This is a genomic window from Campylobacterota bacterium, from assembly GCA_040752835.1.
Lineage (GTDB): Bacteria > Campylobacterota > Campylobacteria > Campylobacterales > Sulfurimonadaceae > Sulfuricurvum.
Genome location: JBFMGG010000007.1, coordinates 163125 through 180953 on the forward strand (window position 1 = coordinate 163125; position 17829 = coordinate 180953).

A 17829-nucleotide genomic window follows, 5' to 3' on the forward strand; every position below is an offset into this window, starting at 1 on the left:
GTCCTTTGCATTTTGAACCCTATCCGTTTGAAAAACTCAATGCCCTTTTAGCCGGGATCACCCCGAATCCGGCGTACTCTCCGATCGTCCTCACCATCGGAGAACCGCAGTTCGAAACCCCGGCGTTTATCCAAAAATCGCTCGCCAAGCATTCCGAAAAACTCCGTTATTACCCCAAAACGGCCGGAGAAGCGGAACTGAACGGTTCGATGCGCGGTTTCGTCGAACGCCGTTTCGGCGTCAGACTTGCACCCGATCAGCTCGTCAGTGCGTTCGGGACCCGCGAAGTGCTGTTCAATTTCCCGCAGTTTTACCTGTTCGACAAAGCCGATCCGGTGATGGCGTACACCAATCCGTTTTACCAGATATACGAAGGTGCCGCGATCGCCTCGCGCGCACGGGTGATTCACCTCAACCTCACCGCGTCCAACGGCTTCAAACCCCGCATCGACGAAGCCGAACTCACGGGATGTGATCTGGTGATTCTCAATTTTCCCAACAATCCGACCGCATCGGTGCTGAGTCTCGAGGAGCTGGGGGAATGGGTGAAACTCGCCCTCAAACACGATTTTTGCCTTATCAACGACGAGTGTTACAGCGAGATTTACACCGGGGAGAAGATCCCTTCGCTCCTCGAAGCCTCCGTACACGTCGGAAACACGGCGTTTAAAAACGTCCTCGTGATCAACTCGATCTCCAAGCGCTCTTCCGCACCGGGGCTGCGCAGTGGGTTCATCGCCGGGGACGCGCAGATCCTCAAAGCCTACGCGCAGTACCGTACCTACGTCGGTTGCGCGTCGCCGCTGCCGTTGCAGATGGCCGCGGCGATGGCATGGGACGACGACAAACACGTCGAGGCGGCCCGCAGCGTCTACGCCGACAATTTCAAAGCGGCGCGGGAGATACTGGGAGTCGAAACGTCGGATGCGACTTTTTATCTGTGGCTGAAAATACCCGATGCGCTGGAGTTCACGCAAACGCTGTACCGCGACTACAACGTCAAGGTTCTGCCCGGGGAATTCCTCGCCCGTACCGACGCCGCAGGCGAAAACCCCGGTCACGGGTATGTCCGTATCGCCCTCGTCGAAGAGCGGGCGCGTACCGTCGAAGCATTAAAACGGCTGAAGGAGGCCCTGGGATGAGCGAAAAACTGAAAGAGAAAATTTTTAACGCGCAGAGCGAAGGGGATATCGCTTCGCTGTACGTTCTGGAGAGCGAAGCGCACGAGAAGTTTGACGAAGACACCCTGATGGCCTATTACGCCAACATCCTCGATATCGCGCTCGAGCGGCTGACCAATGCCCTCGAAAACCTCGAAAAGCTCGATATGACTCAGGTGCAGGATTTTGCGACCCTGCGGGCGCTTTACGAGTACGCGATCGAGCACTACAGCGCGGGGAGCGTCCACGATGCGAGCGCGCTGTTTGAAGTGCTCGGCGGGATCAGCAACGACGAGCCGTTCAGCGAGGCGATGAAATTCCACCGCGCCGCGTGCGACGCGCAAATCCCGTTTGACGATTTCATCGAGCAGTACGTCGATATGGAAGCAACGCAGAACAGCGGAAAATTTTACATCAGCACTTTTAAAAAGGGAATCGGAGAATGAAAATCCATTTTATCGGAATCGGCGGAATCGGTATTTCGGGACTGGCCAAATACATGCGCTTCAGCGGCCACGAAGTGAGCGGATCGGACATGAAAGAGACCCACATCACGCAGCGTCTTCGGGATCGCGGGATCACCGTCCATATCGGCCATAATGCCGCCAACATCCCCGAGGGGTGCGACCTCGTGATCCATTCGGCGATCATCAAGCCGACGAACTCCGAGATCGTCGAAGCCCGCGCCCGCGGCATCGAGGTGCTCCACCGCCGCGACGCGCTGCTGCGTATCCTCAAAGAGAAAAAAGTCTACGCCGTCTGCGGCGCCCACGGCAAGAGCACGACGACGGCGATCCTCGCCTCCATTATGAGCGGCAGCGCGATCATCGGGGCCGAGTCCAAAGGTTTCGGCTCCAACGTCCGTTATGACGGCAGTACCGACGTCATGCTCTTCGAAGCCGACGAATCCGACGGCAGCTTTTTGAACTCCAACCCTTACTGTTCGATCGTCACCAACGCCGAGCCCGAGCACATGGAGTACTACAACTACAACATCGACGAGTTCCACAACGCCTACCGCCGTTTTGTCGAAATGGCGCCGCTGCGGGTCATCAACGCCGAAGATCCGTTCATGGGGACACTCGAATGTGATGCGATCCGATTGTATCCGAGCCGGGACATCACGAACATCACCTACATCCTCATCGATGACGAACCCTACACCCGCTTCACCCTCAAAAACCTCGGCGAATTCGAGGTATGGGGATTCGGCGAACACATCGCGATGGACGCGTCGCTCGCGATCCTCGCGGCGGCCCAGACGATGAGCATCGCCGCGATCCGGGCCAACCTGCTCCATTTCAAAGGGATCAAAAAACGGTTCGACGTCATTTTCAAAGGGACCGAGCGGGTCATCATCGACGACTACGCCCACCACCCCACCGAGATCAAGGCAACGATGGAGTCGCTCAAAACCTACGCGGCGCTCAAAGGATTCGACCGCATCATCGCGATCTGGCAACCCCACAAGTATTCCAGAACGATCGACAACCTCGACGCGTTCGTAGAGTGTTTCGAAGGGTGCGACGACCTCGTCATCCTCCCCGTATGGGCGGCGAGCGAAGAGCCCAGAGAGATCGATTTCGAGGGGCGTTTCGCGCGGTACAATCCGCTCATGTGCGATAAGCTCCACCGAAATGGGGATACGATCGAAGCGCTCATCGGCGATAGCGTGGCAAAAACGTACGACAAAGGGCTCATCGTCGGTTTCGGCGCGGGGGATCTTACCTACCAGCTGCGGGGAGTCAAATAAGTCATGGCCTATCTGCTCTGGTTCGGGATCGTTGCATTGGCGTTTGCGTGGATGCACTATTTTACGGAGCTCAGCGGCAGGCAAAAAGGGATCATATCGGGGATCATTACCCTTTTGATCGCCGCTGCAGTCGCCTACAACGTCCGCAGCGACCGTGAACGCGACCGGATCATCGCAGTGGAACTCAAATACCGCAGCGGCCAGACGCTCGTCTGCGACGGGGTAGAGGTGAACGCGTCGACCTTCGACTACAGCGTCGGGACCCAGAGCTTTATCGGTCTCAAGGGGACACCCCACTATCAGCGGATCTTTAACGCCCGCGAGTGCGAATGAGCCGCCTCTCCCACAGCCTTTCCGAACTCTTCGGAAAACTCGATCTTCTCCCCCACATCGGGGCACTCGAGCACTTCTTCTCCCGCTCCCAGAACATCGCGATGCCGGGGGACCAGGAACGCCACCACCGCTACATTGAAGCGCTCGATGCGCTGGAGTTCAAGGCCCCGCCCAAAAGCGTTCCGTTCGAGACGATCCTCAACCACCTCAAAAAACAGGGGGTACTGCGGTTCGAGGAGATTTTCGAAGTGCTCAAGATCGTCCGCTATTTCCGCTTTTTGCGCAATCAGGGCTACAGCGGCCTGATCGGGGAGTGGATGGGGACGATTCAAATTCCCGAAGGATTCGAGGAGATCGACGACTATTTCGACGTCGAGGGGAAATTCATCGAAAGCCGCGACGAGGAGCTTTACCGGATCGCGCAGCGGATCAAGGGGATCAAAACCGAGATCAACGACGCGATCAAGCGGCTGCTGCATACGCAGAAACTTTCTTCCTACCTCGTCGACACCCAGATCCACTACGTCGGAGACGAGGAGTGCCTCCTCGTGCGCGGCGGTTTCAACCACGTCCTCAAAGGCTCCGTCGTCGGGCGGACCGGGGCGGGATATTTCTACGTCGCCCCCGATGCGGTGCTCAAAAGCAAGGAGCAGCTGCGCTACGTCCTGCAGGAGCGCGACGCCAAGCTCTACGAATACGCCAAGCGCTTCTCCGCCAAGCTCGCGGGGTTCGTCCCTTTCATCGCTTTCATCGACCGCGAGTTCGACCGGTATGATCACTACCAGGCGCGCGTCCTCTTCGCCCGCGCCCACGATTACGCGATCTTAAAACCCTCCGGCGACGACGCGATCGTCCTCGAGGAATTCGCCCACCCCGCACTCCACAACCCCAAACCGGTCAGCATTTCGTTCAAGGGGAACCTCCTCCTCATCACCGGGGTCAACGCCGGGGGGAAAACGATGCTCCTCAAATCGATCCTAAGCGCCGCGGCGATGGCCAAATACCTGATCCCGATGAAGCTCAACCCCCACAAATCGCGTATCGGGAGCTTCAAGCGCCTCGAAGCGGTCATCGACGATCCCCAGAACGTCGGCAACGACATCTCCACCTTCGCCGGGCGGATGGTGCAGTTCGCCCACCTCTTCGAGCACAAAAGCGCCCTGATCGGGGTGGACGAGATCGAGCTGGGGACCGACAGCGACGAGGCGGCGGCGCTCTTTGCCATCGTCCTTGACGAGCTGATCAAGCGGGGGCAGAAGATCGTGGTGACGACCCACCACAAACGCCTCGCCGCCCTGATGGCCGACCGCGACGACGTCGAGCTCCTCGCCGCGTTGTACGACGAGGAGCGGCGCGTCCCGACGTATGAGTTCCTCCACGGCGTCATCGGCAAAAGCTACGCCTTCGAGACGGCCGCCCGCTACGGGATCAACCCCGCCATCATTTCCCGCGCCCGTGCCCTCTACGGCGAAAACCACGAAAAGCTGAGCATCCTGATCGAGCGGGGCAGCGAGCTGGAACGCTCGCTCAAGCAGAAAAACCGCGAAGCAGACGAACGGCTCGAATCGATCCGCACCGAGCAGCGGGAACTCAAAGAGGCGCGCGAGGCCCTCCGCACCGAGCTGGAGCGAGAGAAAAACCGCCTCCGCACCGAGTACGACGCCGCGATCCGCGAAGCCAAAGCGGCCGCCAAAGAACACGATCAGGCCGCCATCCACCGTCAGCTCAACCGTGCGCAGGCCAAACTGCCCAAAGTCGAAGTTCCCAAAATCGCGGAGCCTGAAAAAGTGACCTACGAAGTAGGGCAGACGGTCAAATACCGCAACCAGCGCGGCACGATCGTCAGCGTCGGGGCTAAGGATGCGATGATCGAGGTGGAGGGGATGCGGCTGCGGGTGAAACTGCACGACCTCAAACCCAGCGGCAACCTCCCCAAAAAGCCCAAAGTCACCGTCACCTCGCAGATCGAGCAAAAAAGCGGCCTCAAGCTCGACCTTCACGGGCTTCGGGGCGAGGAAGCGTGCGAGAAGATGGACAAGTTTCTCTCCGACGCGCTGTTGCAGGGATTTGACGAGGTGCTGATCTATCACGGGATCGGGACGGGGAAATTGGCCTATGCGGTCAAGGAGTTTTTGAAAGCTCACCCGAGCGTCAAGAGTTTTGCGGATGCGCCGGCGCATATGGGGGGATTTGGGGCGAAAGTGGTACGATTATAGGTATTGAGTGATTCTAATATTGGTTCAAAGGTAAAAAAGTATGGACATTATTTCATCTGTCAGCACTTCAATAGAATTATTAAAAAGGCTTCGTGAAATTTCAAAAAATATAGAAGAAGCTGAATTTAAAAACTTGTTAGCTGATTTATCAAATGAACTAGCCGATATTAAACTAGAAGTCGCTGGACTTAAAGAAAAAATTGTAATTCTTCAAGAAGAAAATAGAGTACTTAAGTTGACACTTCCGGATAAAGATGAAAAACCTATTGGAACAAAATGGGGATGCTATTTATTCGAAAATGATGATGGTCTTTATTGTACGGGTTGCTGGGATTCACAACGTAAAAAAATACGAACAAATCGAGCTACTTCTAGACATAGGTTGTGCCCAGTATGTAAAGCTGCAATAGGTTCATAAAGCTAACAAATCTCTATGCACCAAGCCCACTTCCCTCGTTCCCAACGTCCTCGTTGGGAATGCAGAGGCTCGCCTGATTAAACCCTTGTCACTTTTTTTGTTCCGGCAAAAAAAGTAACCCAAAAAACCTCGTCTTTCGAGCAAATCGCTCGCGCGACTTTCGGCAGAGCCTTCGCGCGCGGCTTTCAAGGATGCTCGAAAGACCGATTGCTATCTATTTTCGCGTTCCGCGAAAATCATTCCATGAAATTGTATTTGCCCCCAAAACACACCCAGAGCCAGGCCGCTCGCCGAAGGGTGGAGCGGCCGGTTAAGCGACCTGTTGCGGGGGCGCTTTTCTTTTCGTTCTTTTCTTTACTAAAAAGAAAAGGACAGATAAATATGTCGTTGACAATATTATCGTATTGCGATAATATATCCACATGATAAAATCGTTCAAGTGCAAAGAGACGGAAAAGTTGTTCTGGCAAAAACCCAGCAAAAAGTTCCCTGCCAATCTCGCGATGCGTGCCAAAATCAAACTCGACATGCTCGATGCCGCACAAGAAAAACAGGATTTGTGTATCCCCCCGGCCAATCATCTCGAAGAGTTGAAGGGGAGCCTGTCGGGATTCATGAGCATCCGCATCAACAACCAGTTTCGGGTCGTATTCCGCTTCGACGGCAAAGATGCGTACGATGTCCATATCACAGACTACCACTAAAGGAAAAACGATGAAAGAAATCCGACCTTCCACCCATCCGGGTATCATCCTCAAACTCGAATTCGCCGAACCGCTCGGCCTGACACAGGCACGGATGGCGGATGATCTGGGAGTAGGGATCAAAACCCTGAGCGAGCTGTATAACCAAAAACGGGGAATCAGCGCGGTGATGGCGCTCAAGCTCTCCGAATATTTCGGAACGACTCCGCAGTTTTGGATGACGCTGCAGGATAATTTTGATCTTTATCAAGCCTATGTGCAGGAAAAAGAGTCCATTCAAAAAATCAAAAAGCTTCAAGTAGCCTAACTCATGACCCACACCGAATACCAAAACGCCGTAGAACTGCTGAAAAAATATTCCTACCACTATTACGTCCTCGACGACCCCATCACGACGGATGAGGAGTACGATATCCTCTACCACAAGGTCGTGGCTTACGAGCATGAGCACCCCGAGCAGATCATCCCCGATTCACCGACACAGCGGGTAGGGGATGTGCCGCAGGATAAGTTCGAGAAGGCGCAGCATCTGAGCCGTATGTGGAGCCTCGAAGATTTGTTTAACCGTGACGAGCTGGAAACGTGGGTGAACCGCATCACGAAAGGGTACGGGGATGTCCGCTTCTACTGCGAGCCGAAATTCGACGGGGCGAGTCTCAACCTGATCTATGAGGACGGGAAGCTCGTGCAGGCGATTACGCGCGGTGATGGGGTAGAGGGGGAGGACGTCACCCAAAACGCCAAAACGATCCAGAGTATCCCCCTCACCATCCCCTATGCGGGACGGATCGAGATACGGGGAGAAGTAGTCATTTTCAAAGAGGATTTCGAGAAGATCAACGAGGAGCGGATGCGCAGCGGCGAATCGCTGTTCGCCAACCCGCGCAATGCGGCGGCGGGGAGCCTGCGGCAGCTCGATACCCGCATCACGGCGTCGCGGCGTCTGGTGTTCATGCCCTACGGGATCGGAGCCAATACGCTGGAGATCAAAAACCTCTCCGAGCGGATGGAGTGGGTCTATGCTCTGGGGTTCCGCAACCCCCATATGACACACCTATGCGAAAGTGCGGAGCAGATCGAGACGTTTTACCATGAGATGCGCGTTGAGCGGGACAATTTCGCGATGCTGCTGGACGGGATGGTGATCAAGGTCGATTCGATTGCCGTGCAGGACGAGCTGGGCTATACGGTCAAAAACCCCCGCTGGGCGGCGGCGTACAAATTTCCCGCCATCGAAAAGCTCACGACGCTGCGTGACGTCATCTTGCAGGTGGGGCGCAGCGGCGTTGTCACCCCCGTCGCGATCGTCGAACCGGTGGACATCGAGGGGGTCACGGTCGAGAGGTCGACCCTGCACAATTTCGACGAGATTGAGCGCAAGGACATCCGCATCGGGGATCGGGTGATCATCCTGCGCAGCGGCGACGTCATCCCCAAGATCGTCAAGGTGATTGCAAGCGAGCGCGACGGAAGCGAGCAGGTCATCCATCGCCCGACGCATTGTCCCGTTTGCGGCTCCGAGCTTCTTGATGAGGGGGCGCTGATCAAATGCCAGAACATGGGGTGCGAAGCGCGGGTCGTCAACTCGATCATCTATTTCGCCTCCAAGCAGTGCCTCAACATCGACGGGCTGGGGGACAAGATCGTCGAAGCGCTTCATAGCGCGGGGATGGTGCACGAGGTGAGCGATCTTTTCGATCTCACGATGGATCAGCTCCTATCCTTAGAGGGATTCAAAGAGAAAAAGAGCCGTAACCTCCTGGAGGCGATCAATGCAGCCAAAGGATGCGAGTGCTGGCGTTTTATCAACGCGCTGGGGATCGAGCATATCGGCGAAGTGGCCTCCAAAACGCTGTGCGGCGCGTTCGGAACGGCGTTCGATACCGCCACGCGCGACGAGATCCTGGCCCTTGAGGGGTTCGGCGTCGAGATGGTCGAATCGATCCTCGAATTCGGGCGGGTCAACGGCGAGAAGATTGAAAGGCTCAGATCGATTCTAAACCCCGTCGCTCCCGTGAAAGTCGAAGCGCACGATAACCCGTTCAAAGGCAAAAGCGTTGTCATCACCGGAACGATGAGCGTTCCGCGCGACCATATCAAGGCGATGCTGGAAGAACTGGGGGCAAAGGTGGCTTCGTCGGTCTCGAAAAAGACCGATTACGTCGTCTACGGCGAAGATGCGGGGAGCAAATACGACAAAGCGGTGGAGCTGGGGGTTAAGCTCCTCACCGAGAGTGAGTTTAGAGCCTTATCGTCTCTTCCCGATGAGGCTCCGGCGCCGCAGGGGAGCGGTGTAGAGGTGAAATATAGCCTTTTTGATTAAATAGGCGAGGTATCCCTTGACCCGGATTCCCCCGGGGAGGATTCCCGCGCCGTATTCGCCTCCCAGCGCGATCATGACGCCGCCGCTTTGATAACGGAAAGGCGAGCGGGGTTTGTGATCGAGGTCGGCGCGGATCATTGCGACGGCGTGTTCGCCGCTCCGTTCGGCCAGCTGTGCGGTGGGGGGATAGAGTTTCCCCTCCGCGTCGGCGAGGTGGGCGACGTCGCCGATGGCGAAGATTTCGGGATGATTGTCGATCGAGAGATCGGGGGCGACGAGGAGATGCCCTTTGGCGTTGACCGCGAAGCCCAGACGCTCGGTGAGCGTTCCGGCGCAGACCCCCCCGGTGAAGATCATGAACTCGAAATCGAGGATTTTTCCGTTATCCAGTACGATCTGTTTTTTGCGCACTTCGCCGATGCGGTTGTTGTGCCAGACGTGCACCCCCAGCTTCTCGAGCCGCTCGTGCGCACTGCGGATCAAAAACGGGTCCATGCCATAAAGGATGCTCTCGTACGCGTCGATGAGGTAGACGTCCACCCCGCGGCAGCCGAAATTGCCGTTGCGGTAGAAGTGGTTCGCATACGCCGCCATCTCCGCGGCGATTTCGACTCCCGAAAGCCCCGCGCCGCCGATGACGATGTTGAAAGGCTTGACGTCGCACCCCTGCCGCTGCGCTTCGATCCGCTCAAGCAGGGAGCGTTCGAACTGCTGTTTGAAATCGAGGGCGCCGGGGATGCTTTTGACGCCGTGGGTGTGTTCGCGCAGACCCGGAATGAAAGAGGGGAAATAGGTGCGGCTTCCGGTGGCGATGATGAGGTAGTCGTAACCTATTTCGCGGGTGGCGGTGCGTATCCTGTGTCCTTCGGCGTCGACGTTTAGCACCTCTTCGCAGACAAATTCGACGTTTCCGAAGCTTTTCATCAGCGAGGGGAGGTCGATCATGACGCGGGACATGTCGACTTTGTTGGCGATGAAGTCGTAGACTTCGGCCTGCATGTAATGGTAGGCGTTCTGATCGATCAGGGTGACGTCGATTTCAGGACGTTTGCAGAGGTGTTCGACGGCGCGGATACCGCCGTATCCGCCCCCGATCACCGCGACATGAATTTTTTGCACTCGGCCCCCCTGAAATATTTGTGGAATGGTAGCGGATTTCGGAGCCATTCTCAACCGTTGCGGTATAATTTGCCGACAGATAAGGACAGAACGAATGAGATTAGACAGTTGTTTGGTAGAACGGGGCCTCGTCGAGAGCCGAAACAAAGCGCAGCAGCTTATCAAGGAACACGCGGTGAGCGTGGACGGCAAAATCGTCGACAAAGTGTCGTTCGAAGTGGACGAGGGGATGGATGTGAGCATCAGCGACACGCATCTCTACGTCAGCCGCGCGGCGATCAAGCTCAAAGGGTTCCTCCCCTATACGGGGTGGGATCTCAGGGGGCTGAGGGCGCTGGATATCGGCTCTTCGACGGGAGGGTTTACACAGGTGCTTCTCGAAGAGGGGGTCGAGGGGGTGACGTGCGTCGACGTGGGACGCGATCAGCTCCATGCCTCCCTGCGGGGCGATCCCCGGGTGCGGGTGCATGAGAATACCGACATCCGCCACTTCACCGCAGAAACACCTTTTGACATCGTTACCTGCGACGTCGCATTTATCGCGATCGAGCACATCATCGATGCGATCGACACGCTGGCGGGGCGTTACATCGTCGTCTTGTTCAAACCGCAGTTCGAGGTGGGGCGCGAGGCCAAACGGGACAAAAACGGGGTGGTCAAAGACGACAGGGCGATTGCAAAAGCGCAGATCCGTTTCGAGGACATGTGTACCCTCAAAGGATGGAAACTCATCGCCAAAGAGGTCGCCCACATCAGCGGCAAAGAGGGAAATCAGGAGATATGCTATGGCTTTATCAAAGGTTGATGCGATCGCCGTCGGCGGGTTTGACGGGATGCACGTCGGGCATCAGCACCTTTTCAACGAGCTGGGAGAAAACGGCGCGATCGTCGTGATCGAAACGGGATACGCCAACCTCACCCCCGCCTCCGAGCGGGAACGCTATACCCATTATCCCATCGTTTATTATTCGCTGGAGGACATCCGTCATCTGGAGGGGCAAGCGTTCGTCGACATGCTCCGCGAACGGTTCCCGCGACTGCGCAAAATCGTCGTGGGGTACGATTTTCATTTCGGCAAAAACCGCCGCTATTCCCATGCTGATCTGGGGCAACTGTTCGGCGGCGAAGTCAAGGTGGTCGAGCAGGTCTGCATCGAAGGCGATTCGGTCCACTCCCATAAAATCCGCGCCAAGATCCAGATCGGGGATATCGAAGGGGCCAACCGCTTTTTGGGGCACAACTACCAGATCAAAGGGACGGTCGTGCGGGGGCAGGGGATCGGCAAAACCGACCTCGTCCCCACGATCAACCTCGAATGTCCCGGGTATCTTCTCCCCTACGAGGGGGTCTACGCCGCGCTGACGCGGATCGACGACGAAGAACATTTCCATCCCAGCGTCGTTTTCGTCGGGCACCGTGTCACGACGGACGGCAGCTACGCGGTAGAGAGCCACATCCTGGGGGAAAAGATCTCCGAATGCTCTCGCGCGTCGGTCAGTTTTGTCAAATTTTTGCGCAAAAACCGAAAATTCGAGAACCTCGATGCGCTTAAAAAGGCGATCGATGATGATATTTTGGCCGCGCGGCGCGAACTGCTCCACCTCAGTTTATAGGAATTTAATTTCAAAAGCGGTAAAATCCCGCTAATTTTCTACAGCAAAGGAACACTACGTATGGGTGAGTTGTTTACCTTCTTCGGCCTTATCAGCCACGACCATAGCTTCATTTTCCTCACGCACATGCTGCTGACCGCGGCGATTGTCCTCGTGATCGCGAAAATGGCGACATCGAATCTCCGTCTGGTACCATCAGGCGCTCAAAACGTTATGGAAGCTTATCTGAGCGGCGTTCTGGCCATGGGTGCCGACGTTATGGGTAAAGCGGAAGCTCGCCGTTACCTCCCTCTTGTTGCGACGATCGGTCTTTTTGTCGGTATCGCGAACATCATCGGGGTAATCCCGGGTTTTGAAGCGCCGAGTGCGTTTTTGGATTTCACCCTTGCTTTGGCATTGGTCGTATTCGTTTACTATAACTTCGAAGGGATCCGCCGCAACGGGCTGATCAGCTACTTCAAACATTTCATGGGTCCCGTATGGTGGCTGGCGTGGTTGATGTTCCCGATCGAGATCGTTTCGCACATCTCCCGCATCATCTCACTCAGCTTCCGGTTGTTCGGTAACGTCAAAGGGGACGACATGTTCCTCATGGTTATCCTGATGCTGGCTCCGTGGCTCCTGCCGATGATCCCGTTCGCGTTGCTGACGTTCATGGCGTTCCTGCAAGCGTTCATTTTCATGATGCTCACCTACGTTTACCTCGGCGGTGCGGTTCTTCTTCACGACGAACACTAAGAACCCTCCATGAAGCGAAGTACGTTTGACGCACTGTTGAGCTTCCTGGGCGGCGTCTCCTGGGCATTCGTCATTGTGGGTGTCTGGGTGACGTTCCAGTCTTTCGTTTTCCTCGGGGTGGTTCCCGCCCTGATGTTCTCCTTTATTTTCCTTTTTCTGGCCCTGTTCTTGATCCTGATCCTCGAAGTGATGGGGATGCAGCGTGACCGCCATGACGCGGTACTCAAGCAGACGGCATTGCTCGAAGAGATCCGTGAGCGCCTACGATCGAAGGAATCCGAATCCGCAGAGGAAGAGTGAAACAGTACCTGATCACCGATCCTTCGGCGTACGGAGCTCTCCCCGACGCTCTCCGACGCTCCCTTGAAACCGCATTTTCCAAGAAACTCCCCGATTTTGCCCTTTTTCGAGACAAACAGACATCTCATTACCGCGATCTTGCCCAAACCTTTGTAGCGGTATCTCGAAGCTATGGAATCGCACATGTTTTGCTGCACGGCGATTACGCTTTGGCGTATGAGCTGAAAGCCGACGGGGTGCATCTGACGTCATCGCAGTTCGATGCGATCGGCGAGGCCAAAAAAAAGGGGCTCTACGTCATCATCAGCACCCACACCCACGCCGAAGCGCTTAATGCGCAAAACCTCGGTGCCGACGCGATCACTTACAGTCCGATTTTCCCCTCTCCTGGGAAGGGGGAACCCAAGGGTTTAGAGGATTTAAAAGAAATAGTGGATAAAATAGAGATACCTATTTTCGCGCTCGGCGGGATCACCTCAGAAGAGCAGATACATGCCGTTGCCGCCACGGGCGCATACGGATTTGCATCGATTAGATATTTTGTTCCATAAGGATTTTTTGTATGTTTGAAACCATTATCGGTTTGGAAGTCCACGTCCAGCTCAACACCCAGTCCAAACTCTTCTGCTCCTGCCCCACCAGCTTCAACCACGAACAAAACACCAATACCTGCCCCACCTGTCTGGCACTCCCCGGAGCGCTGCCGGTGCTGAACAAAGAGGCGCTGAAAAAAGCGGGGATGTTCGGAACCGCCGTCGATGCGACGATCAACCGCACGAGCTTCTTCGACCGCAAGAGCTATTTCTATCCCGACAGCCCCAGCGCGTACCAGATCACGCAGCTTTACACACCGATCGTCGAACACGGCCGTCTCGTGATCGATTTCGAAGACGGCAGTTCCAAAACGATCCGGATCAACCGCGCCCACATCGAAGCCGATGCGGGGAAAAACATCCATGAGGGTTCCATCTCCAAGGTCGATCTGAACCGCGCGGGGACCCCGTTGCTCGAGATCGTCTCGGAGCCTGACATGCGCTCGGCCGAAGAGGCGATTTTGTACCTCAAAAAGCTCCACTCCATTGTCCGCTACATCGATATCAGTGATGCGAACATGCAGGAAGGGTCGTTCCGCGTCGACGTCAACGTCTCGATCCGCCCCAAAGGGGACGAAAAACTTTACACCCGCGTCGAGATCAAGAACATCAACAGCTTCCGCTTCATCCAGCGCGCGATCGAGATCGAGGTGGCCCGCCAGATCGAGGCGTGGGAAGACGGCACCTACGAAGAGGAGATCGTCCAGGAGACGCGCCTTTTCGATCAGGTGAAGCAGGAGACGCGATCAATGCGCGGCAAGGAAGAAGCGGCCGATTACCGCTATTTCCCCGAACCCGACCTTCTCAAGGTCGTTGTTGACGATACGATGTACGCGCAGATTCGCGACATTCCCGAACTGCCGGATGCGAAAAAAGAGCGTTTCGTGAGCGCATTCGGTCTTCGCGAATACGATGCCGCGGTCATCACGGCGGATCTTGAAACCGCCCATTATTTCGAAGCGATGCTGGAGCAGGGGATCACGGCAAAAAATGCCGTCACGTGGCTTACCGTAGAACTTCCGGGGCGCTTGAGCGGCGGTATGACCCCGTCGACTTCACCGATCAGCGCCGTGACGCTGGGAACCCTCGTCAAACGGATCGAGGAGAGCGTCATCAGCGGCAAGGCGGCCAAAGAGATTCTTGACTATTTGTTTGAAAACAAGGGCGGCGACGTCGACGCGGCGATCGAAAAACTGGGGCTCAAGCAGGTCAGCGACACGGGCGCCCTCGAAGCCCTCATCGACGAGATCCTCAGTGCCAACGCCGACAAGGTCGCCGAGTATAAGTCGGGGAAAGACAAACTGTTCGGATTTTTCGTCGGGCAGGCGATGAAAGCTTCCAAAGGTTCGGCCAACCCGCAGACTCTCAACGAAATCCTCCAAGCCAAACTGGCACAGTAGCGGGCTTCAGCCGATGATAGGCCGGGCGCTGGTCGGGATCGCGTTTTATCTTCACGGCTCGATCCGTTACCGCCGCGCCAAAAAGTTTTTTTACAACCTTCTCGAAAACCCCGCCTACCCCTACAAAAAGTTTTTCGATTACCTGATGATCGGGCTGATCGGGATCAGCGTCTATATCCTCATCCGCCATGTCAAACACGACGTCAGCCCGCAGATGCTTTTTTTCAACAATTACGTCATTTCGATCATTTTTCTGTGCGAATACCTTCTTCGGATGTGGGTCTACAGCGACGGTTCGAAAGTGATCATGGAACGTTACGAGCACGATCTTTTTTTGCAGCGCCCGTTTCGCTGGGTCGAGGCGGTCCGGGCAATCGCGGCGAAAAAAGCCGAATACGTCGTTTCCCCCTCCGCGCTGATCGATCTGCTTGCGATCATGCCGTTTTTCCACGAGTTGCGGATGTTGCGGATTTTTATCCTGTTTCGGGTGTTCAAACTGTTCCGCTATACGAAGAGCCTGACCCAGTTCGTATCGATCCTCTCCTCCAAAAAATTTGAAATTTTCACCCTGAGTCTGTTCGCAACGGTCATCATCGTCGTATCGTCCGTCCTGATTTACGTGATGGAAGCGAACAATCCCGATTCGCCGATCAATACCCTTTTTGATGCCATCTACTGGTCGGTCGTTACCATTTTCACCGTCGGTTACGGCGATATGGTTCCCGTAACCGACGAGGGGCGTACGGTCGCGATGGCGATCATCGTCGCGGGTATCGCGGTGATCTCGTTTGCGACATCGATCGTCGTTTCGGCGTTTACCGAAAAACTCGATGTAATCAAAGAGGAAAAACTGATCGAGGACGTCTCGAAAATCGGCCGTTTCTATCTGATCTGCGGCTATACACCCCTGGCCGTTCAGATTGCGCGCAATTTTATGAAAAAAGGCTCAAAGGTTCTCATCCTCGACAGCGATCCGGATAAAATCGCCACCGCGCTGAAAGAGGGATTTCTCGCCCTGGCCTACGACCCCGCAAGTCTGCACTCCTACCGAATGCTGCGAGTCGATTTCGACCGCCAGGTGATCGCGGCCATTTTATTGCATCCCAGCGACGTCCTCAACGTCTACACGGCACTGACGATACGAGAGCTTTCGCTCAGCGTAGCGCTTCTGTCGATCCTCGTACAGCGCGAAAACCGCCGGAAGCTCGCCCTTGCCGGGATCAACGAGATCGTCTATACGCAAGAGCTGATCGGTCTGGTGAGCAAGGAGATGAGCGGAAGCCCCGTCGCGTTCGAAGTGATTCATGCGCTGCGGACCGAAAACAACGGGGTCGTGATCGAAGAGATCGCCCTGGATTGGGTCGGCGCAGAGCGTTTTTTCGAAACGTCGCGGCAGAAACTGTTCCATACGCGCCTGATCGTGCTGGGCGTTTATGCGGCGGCGGAAAAACACTTCGTTTTCAACCCGTCGATCGATACTCCGATCCGTCGCGGGGACGTTGCAATCGTCATCGGAAGCCGGATGCTGATCGACGAATTCAAAACGGCACTCTACCAGAAGGGGAACCGATGAGAAAACAAGGTGCGATCGTTTTCGGATTCAACGAATACGCCAAAGAGATCGCGATGCAGATCGCTCCCGATTACCCTTCGTTCGCCGTCTATGTCATGAACGAAACCGAAAAAGCCTCTGCCGAAGCCAGGGGGTTTGAAACCGAAATCTTCGATTTAAGCGAGGATTGGCGGAGCATCGAAGAGCGTTTTGCTCCCGGAAGCCTGATCGTGTTCTGCGCACTGGACAACGATGCCGAAAACGTCTTTCTGACCATTTCGCTCCGGTCCGTTTTCGAAGAATTGACCATCATCGCGCTGGCGCAGGACAACGAAAGCGCCGCCAAACTCAAAAGTGCGGGAGCGAACAAAGTCCTCGCTACCCAGCAGATAACCGCCGGGATCATTGACGAAATGCTGGAAAAACCGACGGTGCGCGAAGTGCTGCACGACATCCTTTACGAAAACAGCGCGCTCAAGATCGTTCAGCTGGCGGTGCCCGAAGGATCGTTCCTGGTCGGGAAGCATCTTTACGACATCGACTGGGCGGGAGAATACGACGTGCTGGTGCTGGCGATTGTCGATCGGGAGCTTTCCGCGACGTTCAGTTTCACCTCCAAAGGGCACAATCATCACATCGATCCGCACGACCTCTTGATTGTCGCCGGATATGAAGATAAAATTGCGGCATTGAGCGACGCGATGGGAGAGAAGAGATGACGAACGTGGGGGTGATCGGAGCAGGGAAATGGGGGGAAGCCCTCAGTTTTGCGATGAGCGAAAAAAACGACGTGATCATCACGTCGCGCACTCCCCGCGAAATGAGTAATTTCCGTCCTCTATCCGAAGTACTCGAATGCCCCTACCTGATCATTACCGTCCCGGCGCAGCAGGTGGCGCAGTGGTTGCGGGAACATTTTGTTTATTCGGGACAAAAAGTCCTCGTTGCGGCCAAAGGGATCGAAGCCTCCAGCGGACGTTTTCTCAACGAAATTTATGCCGAATACGTCCCCCAGGAGAATCTGGCGTTTCTCTCAGGCCCCTCGTTTGCCTCGGAAGTGTTGCGTAAGCTGCCCACCGCACTGGTGGTCAATTCGAGCTCGTCGCAGACGGCGGACGAATTCGCCTCCCTTTTTCCGGGGTTTATCCGCACCTACACCAGCGATGACGTGATCGGCGCCGAAGTCGCCGGTGCGTACAAAAACGTGATCGCGATAGCGGCGGGAATCTGCGAAGGGCTCGGGCTGGGACACAATGCCGCGGCGAGCCTGATCGCGCGCGGACTGGTCGAGATGGAACGGTTCGGGCGTGCCTACGGCGCCCGGGAAGAGAGTTTCCTCGGACTTAGCGGGGCGGGAGATCTGTTTCTCACCGCCAGTTCATCGATGTCGCGTAATTACCGAGTCGGTCTGGGATTGGCCGAGGGGAAAAGCAAGGAGGCGGTCTGCGCCGCGATCGGAGAGGTCAGCGAAGGGATCGGTACGGCCTACGCATTGCACGAAATCGCCCGCGCACGGGGTATTTACCTCCCCATTGCGGGTGAAGTATACGCGATATTGGAAGGAAAATCGCCCCGCCAGAGTTTGAAAGATTTGATAGAGAGGTAGT

Annotated in this window: 19 protein-coding genes; 18 read left to right on the plus strand and 1 reads right to left on the minus strand. The window is 55.8% G+C overall.

Translation table 11 applies throughout. From position 1 onward, the window contains the following. Positions 1 to 5: 5 nt before the first annotated feature. The 9 genes from AB1763_06860 (at position 6) to ligA (ending at position 8907) form a co-directional block, all read left to right on the plus strand. Complete coding sequence (locus AB1763_06860; GenBank protein ID MEW5832535.1) at positions 6 to 1142, plus strand: succinyldiaminopimelate transaminase; 1137 nt, start codon at positions 6 to 8, stop codon at positions 1140 to 1142. Further along, a complete protein-coding gene (locus AB1763_06865; protein MEW5832536.1) occupies positions 1139 to 1606 on the plus strand; it encodes a hypothetical protein in 468 nt (155 codons plus the stop codon). The genes AB1763_06860 and AB1763_06865 overlap by 4 nt, the downstream gene beginning before the upstream one ends. Next, positions 1603 to 2913, plus strand: a complete 1311-nt coding sequence (gene murC, locus AB1763_06870) for a UDP-N-acetylmuramate--L-alanine ligase (protein MEW5832537.1) — start codon at positions 1603 to 1605, stop codon at positions 2911 to 2913. The genes AB1763_06865 and murC overlap by 4 nt, the downstream gene beginning before the upstream one ends. 3 nt (positions 2914 to 2916) lie before the next feature. Next, positions 2917 to 3246: a hypothetical protein gene (locus tag AB1763_06875; GenBank protein MEW5832538.1), complete on the plus strand. Its 330-nt coding sequence runs from the start codon at positions 2917 to 2919 to the stop codon at positions 3244 to 3246. Next, entirely contained in the window at positions 3243 to 5462 is a 2220-nt protein-coding gene (locus AB1763_06880; GenBank protein ID MEW5832539.1) for an endonuclease MutS2, read from the plus strand. Before AB1763_06875 ends, AB1763_06880 begins: the two co-directional genes overlap by 4 nt. 40 nt (positions 5463 to 5502) lie before the next feature. Then, entirely contained in the window at positions 5503 to 5880 is a 378-nt protein-coding gene (locus AB1763_06885) for a hypothetical protein (GenBank protein ID MEW5832540.1), read from the plus strand. Between the two features lie 422 nt (positions 5881 to 6302). Beyond that, the gene (locus AB1763_06890) at positions 6303 to 6584 is read left to right on the plus strand and encodes a type II toxin-antitoxin system RelE/ParE family toxin (protein ID MEW5832541.1); all 282 of its coding nucleotides are present in this window, start codon (positions 6303 to 6305) and stop codon (positions 6582 to 6584) included. Positions 6585 to 6594: 10 nt separating this feature from the next. Then, positions 6595 to 6891: a HigA family addiction module antitoxin gene (locus tag AB1763_06895; GenBank protein MEW5832542.1), complete on the plus strand. Its 297-nt coding sequence runs from the start codon at positions 6595 to 6597 to the stop codon at positions 6889 to 6891. 3 nt (positions 6892 to 6894) lie between these two features. Beyond that, positions 6895 to 8907, plus strand: a complete 2013-nt coding sequence (ligA, locus tag AB1763_06900; GenBank protein ID MEW5832543.1) for an NAD-dependent DNA ligase LigA — start codon at positions 6895 to 6897, stop codon at positions 8905 to 8907. On the opposite strand, the gene AB1763_06905 is transcribed toward ligA, so the two are convergent. Next, positions 8833 to 10026 carry an NAD(P)/FAD-dependent oxidoreductase gene (locus AB1763_06905; protein MEW5832544.1) on the minus strand — a complete coding sequence of 398 codons (1194 nt, stop codon included), beginning with the start codon at positions 10024 to 10026 and terminating at the stop codon, positions 8833 to 8835. The two genes, ligA and AB1763_06905, sit on opposite strands and share 75 nt — an antisense overlap. A 94-nt stretch (positions 10027 to 10120) precedes the next feature. On the opposite strand from AB1763_06905, the gene AB1763_06910 reads away from it, so the two are divergent. The 9 genes from AB1763_06910 to AB1763_06950 are packed head-to-tail and all read left to right on the plus strand — an operon-like array spanning position 10121 to position 17828. Beyond that, positions 10121 to 10831, plus strand: a complete 711-nt coding sequence (locus AB1763_06910) for a TlyA family RNA methyltransferase (GenBank protein MEW5832545.1) — start codon at positions 10121 to 10123, stop codon at positions 10829 to 10831. Continuing rightward, positions 10812 to 11639: a bifunctional riboflavin kinase/FAD synthetase gene (locus tag AB1763_06915; protein MEW5832546.1), complete on the plus strand. Its 828-nt coding sequence runs from the start codon at positions 10812 to 10814 to the stop codon at positions 11637 to 11639. Before AB1763_06910 ends, AB1763_06915 begins: the two co-directional genes overlap by 20 nt. 60 nt (positions 11640 to 11699) lie before the next feature. Next, positions 11700 to 12377, plus strand: coding sequence for a F0F1 ATP synthase subunit A (locus tag AB1763_06920; GenBank protein MEW5832547.1), 678 nt, complete (start codon positions 11700 to 11702; stop codon positions 12375 to 12377). Between the two features lie 9 nt (positions 12378 to 12386). After that, positions 12387 to 12677: a hypothetical protein gene (locus AB1763_06925; GenBank protein ID MEW5832548.1), complete on the plus strand. Its 291-nt coding sequence runs from the start codon at positions 12387 to 12389 to the stop codon at positions 12675 to 12677. Next, positions 12674 to 13228: a thiamine phosphate synthase gene (locus AB1763_06930; protein MEW5832549.1), complete on the plus strand. Its 555-nt coding sequence runs from the start codon at positions 12674 to 12676 to the stop codon at positions 13226 to 13228. Before AB1763_06925 ends, AB1763_06930 begins: the two co-directional genes overlap by 4 nt. An 11-nt stretch (positions 13229 to 13239) precedes the next feature. Then, positions 13240 to 14670, plus strand: a complete 1431-nt coding sequence (gene gatB, locus AB1763_06935) for an Asp-tRNA(Asn)/Glu-tRNA(Gln) amidotransferase subunit GatB (protein ID MEW5832550.1) — start codon at positions 13240 to 13242, stop codon at positions 14668 to 14670. Positions 14671 to 14683: 13 nt separating this feature from the next. Next, positions 14684 to 16243, plus strand: a complete 1560-nt coding sequence (locus AB1763_06940; protein ID MEW5832551.1) for an ion transporter — start codon at positions 14684 to 14686, stop codon at positions 16241 to 16243. After that, positions 16240 to 16941, plus strand: a complete 702-nt coding sequence (locus AB1763_06945; protein ID MEW5832552.1) for an NAD-binding protein — start codon at positions 16240 to 16242, stop codon at positions 16939 to 16941. Before AB1763_06940 ends, AB1763_06945 begins: the two co-directional genes overlap by 4 nt. Beyond that, positions 16938 to 17828: an NAD(P)H-dependent glycerol-3-phosphate dehydrogenase gene (locus AB1763_06950; GenBank protein MEW5832553.1), complete on the plus strand. Its 891-nt coding sequence runs from the start codon at positions 16938 to 16940 to the stop codon at positions 17826 to 17828. The genes AB1763_06945 and AB1763_06950 overlap by 4 nt, the downstream gene beginning before the upstream one ends. Position 17829: the final 1 nt, after the last annotated feature.

Coding starts and splice junctions, on each gene's coding strand:
- AB1763_06920 (MEW5832547.1), top strand. CDS start 11,700: ATGGGTGAGTTGTTTACCTTCTTCGGCCTTATCAGCCACGACCATAGC.
- AB1763_06915 (MEW5832546.1), top strand. CDS start 10,812: ATGGCTTTATCAAAGGTTGATGCGATCGCCGTCGGCGGGTTTGACGGG.
- murC (MEW5832537.1), top strand. CDS start 1,603: ATGAAAATCCATTTTATCGGAATCGGCGGAATCGGTATTTCGGGACTG.
- AB1763_06925 (MEW5832548.1), top strand. CDS start 12,387: ATGAAGCGAAGTACGTTTGACGCACTGTTGAGCTTCCTGGGCGGCGTC.
- AB1763_06910 (MEW5832545.1), top strand. CDS start 10,121: ATGAGATTAGACAGTTGTTTGGTAGAACGGGGCCTCGTCGAGAGCCGA.
- AB1763_06895 (MEW5832542.1), top strand. CDS start 6,595: ATGAAAGAAATCCGACCTTCCACCCATCCGGGTATCATCCTCAAACTC.
- ligA (MEW5832543.1), top strand. CDS start 6,895: ATGACCCACACCGAATACCAAAACGCCGTAGAACTGCTGAAAAAATAT.
- AB1763_06890 (MEW5832541.1), top strand. CDS start 6,303: ATGATAAAATCGTTCAAGTGCAAAGAGACGGAAAAGTTGTTCTGGCAA.
- gatB (MEW5832550.1), top strand. CDS start 13,240: ATGTTTGAAACCATTATCGGTTTGGAAGTCCACGTCCAGCTCAACACC.
- AB1763_06940 (MEW5832551.1), top strand. CDS start 14,684: ATGATAGGCCGGGCGCTGGTCGGGATCGCGTTTTATCTTCACGGCTCG.
- AB1763_06950 (MEW5832553.1), top strand. CDS start 16,938: ATGACGAACGTGGGGGTGATCGGAGCAGGGAAATGGGGGGAAGCCCTC.
- AB1763_06865 (MEW5832536.1), top strand. CDS start 1,139: ATGAGCGAAAAACTGAAAGAGAAAATTTTTAACGCGCAGAGCGAAGGG.
- AB1763_06885 (MEW5832540.1), top strand. CDS start 5,503: ATGGACATTATTTCATCTGTCAGCACTTCAATAGAATTATTAAAAAGG.
- AB1763_06880 (MEW5832539.1), top strand. CDS start 3,243: ATGAGCCGCCTCTCCCACAGCCTTTCCGAACTCTTCGGAAAACTCGAT.
- AB1763_06875 (MEW5832538.1), top strand. CDS start 2,917: ATGGCCTATCTGCTCTGGTTCGGGATCGTTGCATTGGCGTTTGCGTGG.
- AB1763_06945 (MEW5832552.1), top strand. CDS start 16,240: ATGAGAAAACAAGGTGCGATCGTTTTCGGATTCAACGAATACGCCAAA.